Raw genomic sequence first — 14,850 nt, 5'->3', positions numbered from 1 at the left:
ACTTTTTTTTAATAAATTCCTGCTGTTTTATTCTTAAATCTGCTAAATTTCACAGAATTGAAATAATTAAAAAGCCTGCAACCTAACATCGCAGACTTTTCCATAGAAAAACATATATTTCATTTATTTTGCAAAATATGTCGAATGGATTCGGGTCTTTTGAGCCTTAAGCCGGATACCCGCCCCCCGGCGGCGGCCACGCTCCCTGCAGACGGCGGAGCAGAACAATCTCCCCCAGATGATAGGAGTTATGAGAAGCAATGTTGCGCAAAAGCCCGCCCTTGGTCTCCCCTGGAAAATGGGCCAACGGCTCGTCAAGCTGGGCGGTCTGGGCAATGGCAACCGCCTTATCTACCCCTTCCAGCAGATGCATAATCGCCTCTTGAAGCTGGGACTCATCTGCCGGAGCTTTCTCCGCAGGCCAGCTCTCCTGTATGCTTGCAGGCCGCTGAGGCTGGCCGCCCTCCAGGTGGGTCAGCATGAAATCCTGCCAGTAGCCCATATGCTTCAACAACTGGTAGATGGAGTAGGGAATTCCCTCTATTGTATAACCTGCAAGCTCCAGCGTCAGATCCGGTAAAGCCCGGGCGATCGGAATATGTCCGCGTTCCCCTACCAGAGATTTCACCAGCGCTTGACCAAAAGCATGATTGGATTCGGACATCAGTATGCTCCTCCTATTAATTGCGTGAAATATAATTTAACGAAACCCAATATAGCCGGATTCTAACACTTTGTCAATAAGCATCCGCTTGTACCTTAAACATCTGATAGTAATGTCCCTGAAGGTCCAATCGCGTTCCGAAATTTGCAACACAAAAAAGCGAAACGCTTGAAGCTTCGTTTCGCTCTTTGATCTCAACTAAAGTGTTTCATTCCAGTTAGCCCTTACAAAGTTCGCAGAATATTTAACAACTCCTCCGACATCCGGCTCACATCTTCAATCGACGCATTGACCTCTTGAGTCAGAGCAGCCTGGGCTTCGGTGAGGCTGGACATGCTGTTAATCCGTGTAATGATGTCATCAACCTTCTCATTCATCTGCTGCATGGTGGTTTCAATGTTGCCCGATGCCGTCTTGCTGTGCTCCGCGAGCTTCCTCACTTCACCAGCCACAATGGAGAATCCCCGGCCGTATTCGCCCGCATGGGCAGCTTCAATTGCAGCATTCAGCCCAAGCAGGCCTGTCTGGTTCGAGATCTCGCTGATGAATTGGGTGATCTCCTTGGTCTCCCCTGTCTTGACCTTGACTTCCATGGCTGCCTTGTGCGATTGTTCCTGGACCTCAGCCATGTCCTGAGCCTGCTCGGTAACCGACACAATGCCGCGGACGATCTCATTAATCGCTGCGAGCAAGCCCTCCATCTGTACATTGACCTGCCGTACAATTTCCTCTTTGGTGACTTCGTGGGTAACATCCCGGATCGTACCGGCAACTCTCAGAGGGATGCCCTGCTCATCGCGAACAGTTTCGCCGCCTGCGTGGTACCAGCGGTACTCGCCATTTTTAGAGCGCAGCCGGTAGTTCACTTTATAGTCTGTCTGCCCGGTGTAATCATTCAGATGATTGGCGAAGGCGTCCAGCGTGGGCTGAAGGTCCTCGGGGTGTAGCTGGTTGCTCCAGCTGCTTAACAGGTTCGGGAAATCATGCTCGCCTTCAAAACCAATCGTTCTGCGGAACTGCTCTGACCACCAGAACTCATTATCCGGGTTGACCGGATCGCCTGCGATAACCACCATATCCCAAGGTGCTTCCACCAAGGCGCGGTTCACCAGATCGTAGCGGACTACCAGTGCGCCCAGCTCATCCTGCTTGATTTTTTTGTCATGAATATCCAGCAATGCTCCGGCTACCATAATAGGCGATCCGTCAGCCGCACGTACGGTTGTGCCTGTCGCCTGGAACCATTTGTACTCACCTGCTTTCGTCTTCAGCCGATACTCTATGTCGTATTTGATCGTGCCCGTCCGGTCCAGCATATGATCCGCGAACAGCTGCAGTACGCCCTCTTTATCCTCGGGGTGAAGGCAGTTGGACCAACTCTCCAGTACATTCGGGAAATCATGCTCATCCGTATAGCCGATCATCCGGCGCAGCTCATCGGTCCACCTGAACTCGTTGAGCGGATTCACCGGATCTCCCTCGTAAACATCCATTTCCCAGAGGGATATCTCTATCGCTTCGGTGATCATATTTAATCTGACCTTGTAGTAGTCCTCGCGTTTATGTATCACGGACGTTAGTCGCGTTAACAATGCTTGCAGTTCATCAGGGACTGCGGCAGAATAGGTATCGGCTTGTTCTTCTTCCTTGCGTTCAGCCCGATCCACATAGTTTCTTAATAGGCCGATCAGCTGATGGTCTGTTTGGGGCGGCGCACCTGCGTGTGTGTTTCCTTTGAATCTGTTCAGAATTGGCATGTTCTCTCAGTTCTCCTCATCTCATGGTGTACGCTGCTTGGGAAAGCTAGATTGAGTATATAACAGGCCTGAACTTTTATATATAAATTTATATTTAAAATTTAACATAAAACAACGGCAGAATAAGACTTGACAAAAAGTCTCAGACTGCCGCTGTTATTGGACTAACGTTTAGCGTTATCTTAAGAATTTCCGGAGAAATCTAATCCACTTGGGCTCGTATGCTTGGCTAATTGGAAGTCCTTTATAATAAATATTATAAGGGTCCATTCCCCATAGCTTTAAAAGTCCTTCAGGAACATCATACTTATTTACAGGTGAGCTAGGATCTGCTCTGAAAAAAAACTCATTACATGCAACACAGTACAAAATCAGCGATTTATCAGAGACATATGCATAAACATTAAGCTCAGTTTTACAGGTTTCACATTTACATATTCGATTGCGGTTTAGCCAATCAATAAGTAATTGCATGTTATCCATTCCCCACTGCAAATAGTATGTTTAATTAAAGAATTCTAGATCAACATCCATTAACCTGCCCCTTAGCTCCAAGATGCAATGTAAGTCTAATACTTTGTTTTCCAGATTAGAACTTGTTTTTTGGGATAAGGGAATTAGTTGGATTTCTACACTTCCTGATGGACGATTAGGCCATAGTACGATAGAAGTTGGAAAAAAGGCACTTAATTTTGCATATTTCCTGCTAAGGAGCGTGACTGAAGCTATTTAGTTGTACAATTTCCACTTGCTTCCTCCGTTTCTGCTAAAACCAATAAAACAAGATACGTTTTTCCAATTGCTTGCTGCCAGGTAACATCTACTAAGTAGACCATACCAAAAAGGCACCCCGCTGACGGGGCACCTTACCTTGGATATGTGACTATAGCCGGTTAAGTTAGGTTGGATTGCAGGAGCATGTGCGCTTAGGCCTCCAACTCCTCTGTGGTCCAGTGCAGCTGGACGCCGAGCGCAATCAATTGCTGCTGATAGGCCTCCAGATGCTCCGCATTTCCCCTGACCGCCGATGGTTCGACCTGTTGTCTGATGGCATAGGCCGCGAGGGTGCCTGCCGCCTCGCCGATATTCCATTCTGTAGGATGCAGGCGGTAGCAGCCGTTCGCAATCTGGGTCATGGATATGTTTTTGCAGGCCGGGATCAGGTTCTTAACCCTTACCGGGATCAATGATCCAAGAGGAATCTCATAAGGATGATTCGGGATATAAAAGGTACGCTGGCTCACTGTCGTGGGATGAAGATCCAGATGATAGCTGCCTACCCCAACGCTGTCCTCATAGCACTTAGGCCCGGACGGCCCGCGCAGCTCCTTGCTTACATCCTGTTCCGCAATAGTGTACAGCCCGCGAATGCGCCGGGATTCCCGGATATACGGGGCCTTGGCCAGCCCGTCATCCGTGCCGAGCACATCCCCGCGCAGCCTTACACCCGGGTAGCCCTTCCCGCCGTCCAGGCGGGGCGCTTCGGTCTGAAGCCAGTACACGAGTGAGAGGGTGAGCTGCCGTGCTCCCTCCAGATGCCGCTCCCGTTCCTCCGGCGATACGCCGATAATTGGCCCGGCATAGTAATCGTTCAGCGCCCAGTTTAGCAGAGTGACTTCGCCGTCATTCAGGGGCTCCGTCCAGATGGCCGGGTCTACGATCCGCCGGTAATCCCACAGGGAGACAATTCCTTGCTCATTCGGGAACATCGTGAACTGCTTCAGCTTGGTCGTATCGTCAGCATCTGAAGCGTACCAGCTTAAGATCGGATACTGTGAGAACGATGGGACATATTCGCGCCAGTAATCATAATCTCTTGGACGCGGTATTGTATAGTCTCCATCCGGCACATAGTCCACCGCCGCCACATGGGTAATCGATTGCATGTCGAGCGGGTCTGCGAGTTCTAGTGCGTGCGGCTCCCCGGTCTCGCTGCGGGCTTCAGCGCCGCTGACATGCTCGACTCCGGCCAGCGGCAGCAGATCGCCGCATTCCGTGGCGTCCAGATAATAGTCGCCGCTCAGCCTGATAAGGTCACCGCCCGGTCCCTGCCGGACAGTCACTCCAGTCACGTAATCCCCTTCAGTATCGGCCGCAACCGGCACCGTATGATAGAGCACCTCAATCCGTCCGGTGTTCACATATGGAGCCAGCATCTCCTGAAGAACAGTCAGTGCCACCTTAGGCTCATGTGCTAATCGGCTAACCCAGCCGTTGCCGGGATTCAGTATCGGGTCGCTCTTCGCAGCTTCCGTAAGCGGATAATTCCGCCTGTAATAGTCTCTGACCCTGCTGCGGAATTCACAGTACGAGGCAGTGCTGCCGGATTGCTCAATCCAGCGGTGCTCATCCGGCGGTACCGCCTGCGAGGTCAATTGCCCGCCCAGCCAGTCCGTCTCCTCCGTCATAAGTACCCGCAGCCCCGCCTTGGCTGCAGCCAGTGCCGCCGCCGTTCCTCCAAGGCCGCCGCCAATAATTACAACATCCGAACGCTTCTCCTGTTCGCCAGTCATCTCTCCATCTCCTCTCTGCCGCAGCAGTTAGATCTGTCCATCGCCTTCGTCCTGGCGCAGCCGTTCCAGAGCCAGCCGGGCCGCGCCGAAGCAGCCGGCACGGTTGCCCAGCGCCGCCGGCACGATCCGGGCGGCCAAACTGCCGCCCGCCTGCCCGGCAAGCAGCGGCCACCAGACGGCACGGCTCTGGATGACGCCGCCGCCGATAATAATCAGCTCGGGGTCTACCGCCGCCCCGATGTTAGCTGTCACCAGCGCCAGGTCCGCTGTGAAGCGCCCAAGCACCGCGAGCACTGCCGCATCGCCCTGCTCCGCCGCCGCCATAATCTCCCGCCCGTGCGTATACGTCCGGCCGGTCTCCTCCAGTGCCAGCCGCAGCAGCGCCTGGCCGGACACAAATTGCTCCGCGCAGCCGCGCTTGCCGCAATTACAGGGGCGACCTCCCGGCACCAGCACGCTGTGCCCCCAGTCGCCACCGCTCCAGGCGGCTCCGCGCAGCAGCCGGCCTTCCACCAGATTCGCCCCGCCGACCCCGGTGCCCAGGGTCAGCATGACCAGGCTCGCCCTGCCGCGTCCCGCGCCCAGCCAGGCCTCGCCCAGCAGCGCCGCGTTGGCATCATTATCTGCCGCCGCAGGCCGCCCGAAGGCAGCTTCTGCCCACTGCGTAAGCTGCATGCCCTGCCAGCCGGGGAGATTATCGGTGGCATAGATCACCTCGCCCGTATCCGCATTCACCCTGCCCGCAGAACCAATCCCCAGCGCTTCCACGGCAGGATGCTCCGCCAGCAGTTTCTCTATCAGACTATGGACCTGGCCGAGAATAACCTCACGGCCTAGCCGGGCCTCCGTGTCGCGCCTGGCTTCCGCCAGAACCGCCCCCGCTTCATCGGTCACAAGCCCTTTGATGCCCGTCCCCCCGATATCCACACCTATGACTTGCCGCATTCGCACCACCTCCACTACTGATTCTGTACCACACGGAAACGGCGCTGCCATCCTTGTAGGTTAGGTACCGTTTTAGGGCTTAGGTTTCAGTTCATAAGTGACAACCTCATATATCTCCATTGGCCTGCTATCTGACGGCATAGAGCATGATCCCTGAGTAACATACACTTGTAATCGGTTTTTCGATTACATCTGGCCATCTGCCCTCTTGCGAGCGCGTTGTAATCGGTTTTTCGATTACATCCCGCTGTCCGCCCTCTCACGAGTGCATTGTAATCGGTTTTCCGATTACATCCAGCCATCCGCTCTCTCGCGAGCGCGTTGTAATCGGTTTTCCGATTACATCAAGCCGTCCGCCCTCTCACGAGCGCATTGTAATCGGTTTTTCGATTACATCCCGCCGTCCGCCCTCTCACGAGTGCATTGTAATCGGTTTTCCGATTACATCCAGCCATCTGCCCTCTCGCAAGCGCATTGTAATCGGTTTTTCGATTACATCTGGCCATCTGCCCTCTTGCGAGCGCGTTGTAATCGGTTTTCCGATTACATCCAGCAACACGCCGCCCAGGCTCCATTGTAATCGGTTTTTCGATTACATCTGGCCTACACGTCGCCCCTAGCTCCAATGTGTTCGATTTTCCGTCTACACGCCTTTTTGTCATACCCTACCTCGACAGACGAGCTCAACGCCCCCTATACTACCAACGCTGTTCCCTCAACCGGAATGTAATGCATCATTCACTATTTCTTCTTTTCTCCCAGTCGTTTCATTTCTCCCTACCACTTCATTTCCCCCGCACCCTAATAAATCCGGTCAATGACCGCCCGGGCGGTCAGCTCCTTCATCCGCTTGGTCTCTTCGGCATGAAGCTGCTCCAGCCCCTGGCAGAGCAGATCAATAATGAACAGCTGTGAGACCTTGGCCCCTACAGAGCCGCCCTCCAGCGGCGACTCCTTCCCAGCCGTCAGCAGTACAATGTCGGCAATGGAAGCAATCGGGGACTTGGCATAGTTAGTCATGGCAATGACCTTGGCCCCGTTCTGCTTGGCCTTCATCAGCATGTCATTCGTATCCAGTGTGCTTCCTGATACACTGATGCCAAAAGCCACATCGCCCGCCCCCATCGTCACCGCCATCATCGACTGAATGTGGCTGTCGGAATTGGCCTCGACCCGCCGCCCGATCCGCAGGAAGCGGTTCTTGGCGTCCAGCGCCGTGATTCCTGAAGATCCTACGCCGAAGAACTGGATATACCGGGCCTGATCCAGAGCCTCAACTGCCCGCTGTAGCTGCTCCCGGTCCAGCATGCCCAGGCTGGATTGCAGCACACCAACCATCAGGGCATACAGATGGTCAGCGTAATCCCCCTCGCCAGCCCCCTGTTCGCCGTCCGCCAGAGTCTGCCGCTTCGGCAGCCCCTGGGCCAGCATCAGCTTAAAGTCCTGGTAGCCCTTGAAGCCGATTTTGCGGCAGAAGCGCATCACCGTAGTCTCGCCCGTTCCGGCAAAATCGGCCAGCTCGGTCACAGACAGATAGATCAGATTGTCAGGATGCTCAAGCACACACCGGGCTACCTTTTGCTCAGACTTGGTCATTGAAGGATAATACGTGTTAATCCGGTCATTCATTTCCATTACGGTTCATCCTCACTTTTCTCGCCGCTTCTGCGAACGGCCGGGTGATCAGCTGCGGCCGGGTAATTGCGGAGCCTACCACCACCGCGTAGGCTCCGAGCTCCAGCGCTGCCTCCACTTGGGCGGGCTGGCTGATCCTGCCTTCGGCGATGACCGGAATCTTCAGCTGCCGTGCAGCCTGCTCCAGCAGCTCCAGATTCGGCCCTTCCTGCTGGCGGGAATACGGTGTATATCCCGACAGAGTAGTCGAGACACAGCTGACCCCAAGCGACTCGGCATATAACGCTTCCTCCAGTGTGGAGATATCCGCCATGGAAGCGGCCGGGCTTGCCTTCAGCAGGTCTATGATCTGCTCCAGCGTACAATGCTCCGGCCGGGTCTGCCGGGTCCCGTCAAAAGCTATAATATCCGCCCCTGCTTCCAGGAGCTCCTCAATCTCTCTAAGCGTAGGGGTAATATAGACGTCCGAATCCGGGTAATTGCGCTTCACGATGCCGATCACCGGCAGCGCAACCGCCTGCTTGATCGCCCGCACATCTGCTGCTCCGTTCGCCCGGATGGCTGCGGCCCCGCCCTGTGCTGCCGCCACCGCCATCCGGGCCATAATCTCCGGCCCGTGCAGCGGCTCATTCGGCAGTGCCTGGCAGGAGACAATCAGCCCCAGATGAAGGCTTTCCAGTATATTTTTGCTCAGGGTCCCCACCCTCTCTCTTGTATTCTATATCCATTGAACAAGTACAACATCAGAATTTATTTTGTACATTTAAAATGCCTGCAGTGCCTGTGTTTTGGCCCATTTGGGAATACACCTATCTCTGAATGTTTGCTTCCATTGAAAATGGATAGAGCCAACTTGCCCTCACGAGGGGACATACTCTGCAGATAAGCCCACCTCAAACATCCGGTTCCAAGGCATATAGCAATCGGTAATCTTCACGCTCCCCGATGGACTATCAATCCGTACAGCCAGCTCCTCACTCAGCCGTTCCTGTACTCGGGCAGCTACGCGCCCGCGCGGTCCGTCCAGCTCATATTTGCCATAGCCCATCTCCTGCACAGGGCCATCACTAAGCTCTCCGCGCACTACTGAACAATAGCATACATCTTCGGCATAGCGGAGCGCCAGGAAATCCAGATGGCCTGTTGTACGTCCGTAGATCAGATAGATCATCGCCTGCGAAATTACGGTTCCCAGCGAGTTGGAGCTGGTATTCCAGGCGGCGTATCCTGCCAGATCGAACAAGAGGTTCTTTTGCCGCAGCATCTTAACCAGCTTCTGGTCACCGCCATTGGCATACCCGACATCTGCTACAGCCACCGGTATCTTCCGGTCACGAAGCAGATACTCCCCATACTCCACCAGCTCCATCAGATTCCGGTAGATATCATAGCTGAAGTAAGCATGATGCTGCGACACCGCTTCCGCCATTGTCTCGCCCGGTGTACTGACCAACAGAACCAGATCCGCCTCCGCAGCGCTGGATGCAATTAATCCGCCTGCGGCCAGAATCTGATACTTCAGTGTCTCATAGAAAAAACGGTCCTCGAACAGCGGCGTCACAAACGCCCCCTGCACAGCGGACAAACGCGGGTAGATCATTCGCCTCCGCCCTTCGGCCATATTCAACATCCGGGCAAGCAACGTGCAGCCTACCTCATCTGCTCCCGGATACATATATACCTTAAGCTCCAGATCAAGTGCCGTGATCCGTGCCCGCATTTTCTCCTGATCCTTGGCGGTATGCCCATACGGCGCCGAATCATCCTGCGGAACAATCATGAAGTCAATCACCCCGTCCCGCACCAGCTCCAGCGCCTGCTTGTTCGCTTCAATATTCATTGCTCTGCGGCCAAGATAATCCTGCAGCACCTCTGCCGGGAGCCGGAGATCGATATCGGCCAGCTCACGGATCTCCTCATCCGTGGCAATCCCGAGCTCCAGCCGGTGGCCGATAAAGCCCTTGCGGAAGATCTCCCGGCCCCAGTCAGCATAATATTCCGGCTCCTCGTCCGATAGTGAATACTGCGGACAACGCATAATCAGCTGGAATGCATACAGCTTCAGCTGCGGATAACGCCGCCGGATCTCCCGCAGCCGCTCCAGACGCGCAGCCAGCACTTCAAGCTCCAGCTGGTGCAGCCGCGAGGGAATAATGCCTCCGTAGAGCAGCGTATCCAGCGCAACCACCGCACCGTCCGCTCCTTCACAGGCAGCCTCGAACCAGGACCATAGCCGTTCAACATCACCCGGACGTTTCTTCAGGCCCATAATCCCGGCTGGCGGACGCTCTACCCTATAATCTGTTCCCTGAGCCAGCAGATAAGGGAATTCATAATTGCAGGGCCGCTCATCCAGCGGAACTAAGACCAGTGTATGAAGCTTAGTCATGTCTGTCCCCCTCCTCTGTCTCTTCGTTCAACTCCGTCTGGATCTCCTCTTCCATCTCCGGCAGCTCGATCCCCAGCGCCTCAGCCGCACGTACAGCCGGATCACTGCCGAGGCGTACACCGTAGCTGCGGCAGGTCTCCAGGCGCTGGTAAACTTCCGCCTGTGCCTGCGGGTTCAGCGGGTCCTCCAGTTGCCTGCGGACAGCCCGCCACAGCACTGCATCCGCGATCGCCCGGCGCAGCCATGGCCCAGCTTCTTCTATGAACTTGGCGTTCTCTAAGCCGCCAAGCCGCACGGCAGTCTGCTCCAGCCGGCTGAAATAGGCGTCCAGCCGCTCCAGATCGCGCTCCGCCAGCGCATCATCCAGGTCCGGGTAGCTGCCGGAATACAGGCGGCTGTTCAGATTTTGGCGGCAGAAGAACATCATGTCCTCCGCAAGCTCTCCGGCGAATTCACGCACGGACAGCTCCCAGGACAGCTCCGGCATGTAACGCTCGCTGTTCCACATATAGTGGGCCATCGTATTAAGCGTGATCTTGGAGCATTCCCACTGATTCATTGGATTGGCGACGACCGCTGTATGCCCGTACCTGCCGAGCCGGGAGCTGCGCCCGCGCACCGGATCGAGGAACAGCCGGTCCTTGTCACAGTCATTCACCGGAATATTGTCCCACAGCCACAGCTCATGCCCGTAAAAGCCATGGTTATCCTCCGCATGCCGCCGGCCGATCTCCGGGGCGAAGACGAAATATCCGGTCCAGAACACCTTGACAGCGGGATGAAGCTGCTCAAGGATATCCTTCTTGTACTCCGTGTTCCAATACGACCAGTATTCCGAAGGACACATCGCCAGGGTGAAGTGCGGCAGACATTCGGCTAAGTAATCATAGACCCGGTTCGTCACATAAGCATGGGCGGTCCCGGAGCGCTCCAGGAACTGCTTGTTGTCACCTTGGAGCACATAATCTATGTCATCCATTAATAGTGCGAAATGCCGCACTCCAATCGCAATCATGGCCGCAAGCTTCTCCTCCAGCTTCAAGAAATCCGCACTGCTGCGGAATTCCAGATCATTGCCCGGGCTGATACAATAGTAGAAATCCACCAGATGCTTGTCGCATTCCCGCTTCAAGTCATGAATCTTGGCAAACACTTCATCCGGGTAGGGCTCACGCCACAGCTTCCGGTGATAAGGATCATCCTTCGGCGCGTACATGAAGGCGTTCATCCGGTGCCCGCTCATATATCTGACCGAATCCATCCGGTCGGCGAAGCTCCAGGGCACGCCATAAAAGCCTTCAATAATGCCCCGCACCGGAAAAGAAGGCTCATCCTCCACCGTAACCTCCGGCAGGCGGCAGCAATCCTCCTCCACGGTGAGGAGCATTGTCAGCGCATCCAGCCCGTATTTTAGCCCCCGCCGGTTAGACGCAGCAATGACCAGCTTCGCGTCCTCTCCAATCACCAGGCGGTATCCGTCCGCAGCCAGCCCGGCGTCATACTCCAGCATCAGCTGCGCATTGCCTTTATCGGCGGTGGCTACGCCCGGTCCCGCCGGTTCCAGAATTACGATGTCTCCGCCTTCTTCCATCAGACCGTGGACATCCTGATTCATGGCATACCGCGAGGCCAATTCACAGCGCAGCTGCGGGCCCTCTAATACCAGCTCTTTCCCTTGCGTATAATAATCGCGGAACAGATACTGGCAGTCCCGTAACGAAATTCCCATTGAGTTGTGCCTCCTTAGTTAGCCTTTTATAGCTCCGGCAATCCCTTCCATATAATACTTCTGCGTGAATAGGAACACGAGGATGATCGGCAGCACCGAGATCATGGTTCCGGCGGCAATCCAGCCGAAGTTATAGGAGAATTGCCCGTTCAGATACGTCAGGGCCGCCGCGAGCGGATACTTCTCCGGGTCGTCCAATACGACAATCGGCCACAGGAAGTTGTTCCAGAAGGCCATGACCTCCAGCAGCCCGATGACGGCAATTCCCGGCTTGACGAGCGGCATCACCAGTTGGATGAAGATCCGCAGCTCGGAGGCTCCGTCCATTTTACCCGAATCCCGGATGTCTGCCGGAATACCCAGGAATGTCTGCCGCATCAGGAAGATATTGAACACGGATACCGCAGCCGGAAGAACAACACCGAAGAATGTATTGCCCAGCTGAAAAGCCTGAATCGTCAGATAATGCACAATCATGGCGGTTGCCGACGGAATAATCATGGTCGAGATCAGCAGTGTGAAGACCAGATTTCGGCCCTTGAACCGGAAGGCTGCCAGCGGATACGCTGTCAGACAGGACAGTATAATGTTGAACACGACTCCCAGCAGCGTGATGATGACCGTATTCAGAATGTAACGCGGGAAATTCATGAAGTTCCACACCTGCACATAGTTGTCGAACGCAATGAAGGTGGGCAGAATCGCCGGCGGGTTCGCAAACACGTTGCGCCCCGGCATCAGCGAGACGCTGAGCAGCCACAGGAACGGACCCATCATGAACAGGGCAAGCAGGATCAGCAGCAGGTATGTTATGAAATAACGTAAGCTACGCGGCATCAATAGGAATTCACCCCGCCTTTCCGGTTCAGTCTGAATACAAGTACACTAAGCGCTCCCACCATCACACTGACGATCAGCCCGAGCGCCGAGGCATAGCCGAAGTTGAACTGCTCCAGCCCTTTTTGAAAAATATAGACGCTTGAGGTCAGCGTGGACGTTCCCGGCCCGCCCTTGGTCAGAATGTAGACCTCATCGAACACCCGGATCGCGCCCATCACCGAGATTAGTGTACAGAACAGAATATGCGGTCGCAGCAGCGGCAGCGTTACATGTACAATCAGCCGCAGCGGCCCTGCACCATCCACCCTGGCAGCCTCATACAGATCTGCCGGAATGCCCTGAAGCCCAGCCAGATAGAGCATCATATAATAGCCGAGACCCTTCCACATCGTAATGAACATTAGAACATACAGCGCCGTGCTGCTCGTGGACAACCAGGAGACCTGTTCACTGATCATCCCTGCCTTCAGCAGCAGGTAATTGACAACTCCGTTATTGCCGAGCAGCCAGCTCCAGATCAGCGCTACCGCAACCATCGAGGTCACGACAGGTATATAGTAGGCGGCCCGGAACATTTTGACTCCAGGAATCCGGCTGTTGACCAGAATCGCCATTAAGATCGAAATGATCTGAATCACCGGCACAATCAGCACATATACCAGTGAATTCCACAGTGAAATCAGGAAATTATGATCCTGAAAGGCCCGGGTGAAGTTATCCAGACCTACATAATTCGTCTCGGCAATGACCGAATAATTTGTCAATGAGAGCGGTACTCCGTATATAATCGGCCAAAAGGTAAACACCGCCAGAAACAGCAGCCCCGGCGCCATAAACGCCCATGCAGTAAAAGATTCAGACCGAAACCCCTTGTACACCCGCTACACCTCCCACTCCTTCAAATACCCTCAATTGATATGAATCGGGGGAGAAACTCCCCCTTATCAGCTATGCTTCAGCAACTTAGGAACCCTGACTGATAATATTATTGACTTCCTTCTCTACCTTGTTCAGCGTCTCCTTGATGTCTGCGCCGTTCATCAGAATCTCCTGCAGGCCCCGTGCCAGTGCAGAGTTAATATCTGCGGCGCTTGGGACGCCGACCATATAATCGGTAGCCTTGTCGAGACTCTGCGAGGAAGCCACCTTCGCTTCAGCTTCGAGTGAACCGTCAGAGTCGGTGAAGAACGGATCTTGAATCGACGCCTTGCTTGACGGCAGTGTGTTGGCGACCTTGGAGAAGGCTGTCTGGTTCTCGGCGTTCGTAATGAAGGCGGCGAATTCGACAGCCTGCTGCGGGTTCTTCGACTTTTGCGGCACCACCAGGTTCATGGAGTTGGAGAGACGCAGATTCGCTTTGCCTGTCGGCAGCGGGACAGCGATGGTGTTCTTGTAGACATCCGGCGCGGAGGTCTTAATGAAGTTAATGAACGTCGGGCCGGATAGCTGGAAGGCCACCTGCTCACCGGAGAAATACTGGATTTGCTTGCTGAAGTCCGCATCCTCCTTGAGTACCACGCCTTCCTTCATCAGATCGCGCATCTGGGTGATCATGGCCTCGGCTTCCGGCGTATTGAAGGCTGCGGCCGTCTTGTCCTCGTTCAGAATCGGGATGCCGTCAATCGGGAACAGCTTGGAGACCAGCTGCTGCGCATATCCCGCAGCCCCGGTCTTCTCATGAACCTGGCGGGCCCACTCCACCAGCTCCTCACGGGTCTGCGGCGGACTGGCAGGGTCGAGGCCGGCCTTCTCTACCAGCTTTTTGTTCATGAACAGCACCTCTGTGCCTGTGTACCAGGGAAGCGCGTAAGCCTGGCCGCCCAATACCGTAGAATTATAAATCCCCTCAAAATAACTCTTCGCCTGCTCATCCGTCAGGTACTCGTTCAGATTCAGCAGCGCTCCCTTACTGCCTAACTGGCTGGCGAATTCGGTGTTCAGATTCACGACATCGGGACTCTTGCCGCTCGCTGTACTAGTCAACAGCCGCTGTGAGATTGCATCATAGGGATAGTCCTTCCACTCCACCGTCACCCCGGGGTGACTGCTCTCATACTGGGTGATCAGATTATTGAAGTAATCATTGAACGTAGGCTGAAGTGCAATCGTCCAGAATTCAAGCTTCACCGGCTCTGCCGCAGCCGTAGCTTCAGCGCCCGTGCCGGGTGCTCCGGTGCTTCCGGCATCCGGTGTCCCCTTGGTATTGCCATTTCCTCCACAAGCCGCAAGCAGCATAGACATGGTCAGCAGCAGCGATACTGTGAAGCCCTTTCTGTTAGTTCCCACACCACATTCCCCCTCAGATTAAGTGTAAGGCGAGCGCCCTTCCCGCGTCAGGATTCCTGACTTATTGCTCCCTCTTTGCAATGAGTATAGCA

11 protein-coding genes are annotated in these 14,850 nt (G+C 54.7%); all 11 read right to left on the bottom strand.

Features of this window, described 5'->3' with window-relative positions:
* Positions 1-166: 166 nt before the first annotated feature.
* Complete coding sequence (locus NSS83_RS02775; RefSeq protein WP_341185855.1) at positions 167-664, bottom strand: DinB family protein; 498 nt, start codon at positions 662-664, stop codon at positions 167-169.
* Positions 665-888: 224 nt separating this feature from the next.
* Complete coding sequence (locus tag NSS83_RS02770) at positions 889-2,421, bottom strand: PAS domain-containing protein (protein ID WP_341185856.1); 1,533 nt, start codon at positions 2,419-2,421, stop codon at positions 889-891.
* Positions 2,422-3,347: 926 nt separating this feature from the next.
* Positions 3,348-4,934 carry an FAD-dependent oxidoreductase gene (locus tag NSS83_RS02765; protein WP_341347622.1) on the bottom strand — a complete coding sequence of 529 codons (1,587 nt, stop codon included), beginning with the start codon at positions 4,932-4,934 and terminating at the stop codon, positions 3,348-3,350.
* A 27-nt stretch (positions 4,935-4,961) separates the two neighbouring features.
* Positions 4,962-5,879 (bottom strand): ROK family protein, encoded by a 918-nt coding sequence (locus NSS83_RS02760; protein ID WP_341347621.1) that lies wholly within the window; start codon positions 5,877-5,879, stop codon positions 4,962-4,964.
* Positions 5,880-6,680: 801 nt separating this feature from the next.
* On the bottom strand, positions 6,681-7,514 hold the full coding sequence (locus NSS83_RS02755; RefSeq protein ID WP_341185859.1) for a MurR/RpiR family transcriptional regulator: 834 nt from the start codon (positions 7,512-7,514) through the stop codon (positions 6,681-6,683).
* Positions 7,501-8,208: an N-acetylmannosamine-6-phosphate 2-epimerase gene (locus NSS83_RS02750; protein WP_341348702.1), complete on the bottom strand. Its 708-nt coding sequence runs from the start codon at positions 8,206-8,208 to the stop codon at positions 7,501-7,503. The genes NSS83_RS02755 and NSS83_RS02750 overlap by 14 nt, the downstream gene beginning before the upstream one ends.
* Before the next feature lie 165 nt (positions 8,209-8,373).
* Positions 8,374-9,903, bottom strand: a complete 1,530-nt coding sequence (locus tag NSS83_RS02745; RefSeq protein WP_341347620.1) for a DUF4127 family protein — start codon at positions 9,901-9,903, stop codon at positions 8,374-8,376.
* Positions 9,896-11,632 carry a beta-N-acetylglucosaminidase domain-containing protein gene (locus NSS83_RS02740; protein ID WP_341185861.1) on the bottom strand — a complete coding sequence of 579 codons (1,737 nt, stop codon included), beginning with the start codon at positions 11,630-11,632 and terminating at the stop codon, positions 9,896-9,898. Before NSS83_RS02740 ends, NSS83_RS02745 begins: the two co-directional genes overlap by 8 nt.
* 18 nt (positions 11,633-11,650) lie before the next feature.
* The gene (locus tag NSS83_RS02735) at positions 11,651-12,469 is read right to left on the bottom strand and encodes a carbohydrate ABC transporter permease (RefSeq protein WP_341185862.1); all 819 of its coding nucleotides are present in this window, start codon (positions 12,467-12,469) and stop codon (positions 11,651-11,653) included.
* Positions 12,469-13,350, bottom strand: coding sequence for a sugar ABC transporter permease (locus tag NSS83_RS02730; protein WP_341185863.1), 882 nt, complete (start codon positions 13,348-13,350; stop codon positions 12,469-12,471). Before NSS83_RS02730 ends, NSS83_RS02735 begins: the two co-directional genes overlap by 1 nt.
* A gap of 85 nt (positions 13,351-13,435) precedes the next feature.
* Positions 13,436-14,758, bottom strand: coding sequence for a sugar ABC transporter substrate-binding protein (locus NSS83_RS02725; RefSeq protein WP_341185864.1), 1,323 nt, complete (start codon positions 14,756-14,758; stop codon positions 13,436-13,438).
* Between the last annotated feature and the right edge of the window lie 92 nt (positions 14,759-14,850).

It is taken from the genome of Paenibacillus sp. FSL H3-0469 (genome assembly GCF_038051945.1).
Taxonomy (GTDB): domain Bacteria; phylum Bacillota; class Bacilli; order Paenibacillales; family Paenibacillaceae; genus Paenibacillus_AQ.
Note: the sequence above shows the minus strand (reverse complement) of the source record. Positions and strands in the feature narration are given on the sequence as shown.

Excerpts from the sequence above, each read along its gene's own strand:
- NSS83_RS02755 (WP_341185859.1), bottom strand. The coding sequence starts at position 7,514 with ATGGAAATGAATGACCGGATTAACACGTATTATCCTTCAATGACCAAG.
- NSS83_RS02745 (WP_341347620.1), bottom strand. The coding sequence starts at position 9,903 with ATGACTAAGCTTCATACACTGGTCTTAGTTCCGCTGGATGAGCGGCCC.
- NSS83_RS02765 (WP_341347622.1), bottom strand. The coding sequence starts at position 4,934 with ATGACTGGCGAACAGGAGAAGCGTTCGGATGTTGTAATTATTGGCGGC.
- NSS83_RS02760 (WP_341347621.1), bottom strand. The coding sequence starts at position 5,879 with ATGCGGCAAGTCATAGGTGTGGATATCGGGGGGACGGGCATCAAAGGG.
- NSS83_RS02775 (WP_341185855.1), bottom strand. The coding sequence starts at position 664 with ATGTCCGAATCCAATCATGCTTTTGGTCAAGCGCTGGTGAAATCTCTG.
- NSS83_RS02770 (WP_341185856.1), bottom strand. The coding sequence starts at position 2,421 with ATGCCAATTCTGAACAGATTCAAAGGAAACACACACGCAGGTGCGCCG.
- NSS83_RS02735 (WP_341185862.1), bottom strand. The coding sequence starts at position 12,469 with ATGCCGCGTAGCTTACGTTATTTCATAACATACCTGCTGCTGATCCTG.
- NSS83_RS02740 (WP_341185861.1), bottom strand. The coding sequence starts at position 11,632 with ATGGGAATTTCGTTACGGGACTGCCAGTATCTGTTCCGCGATTATTAT.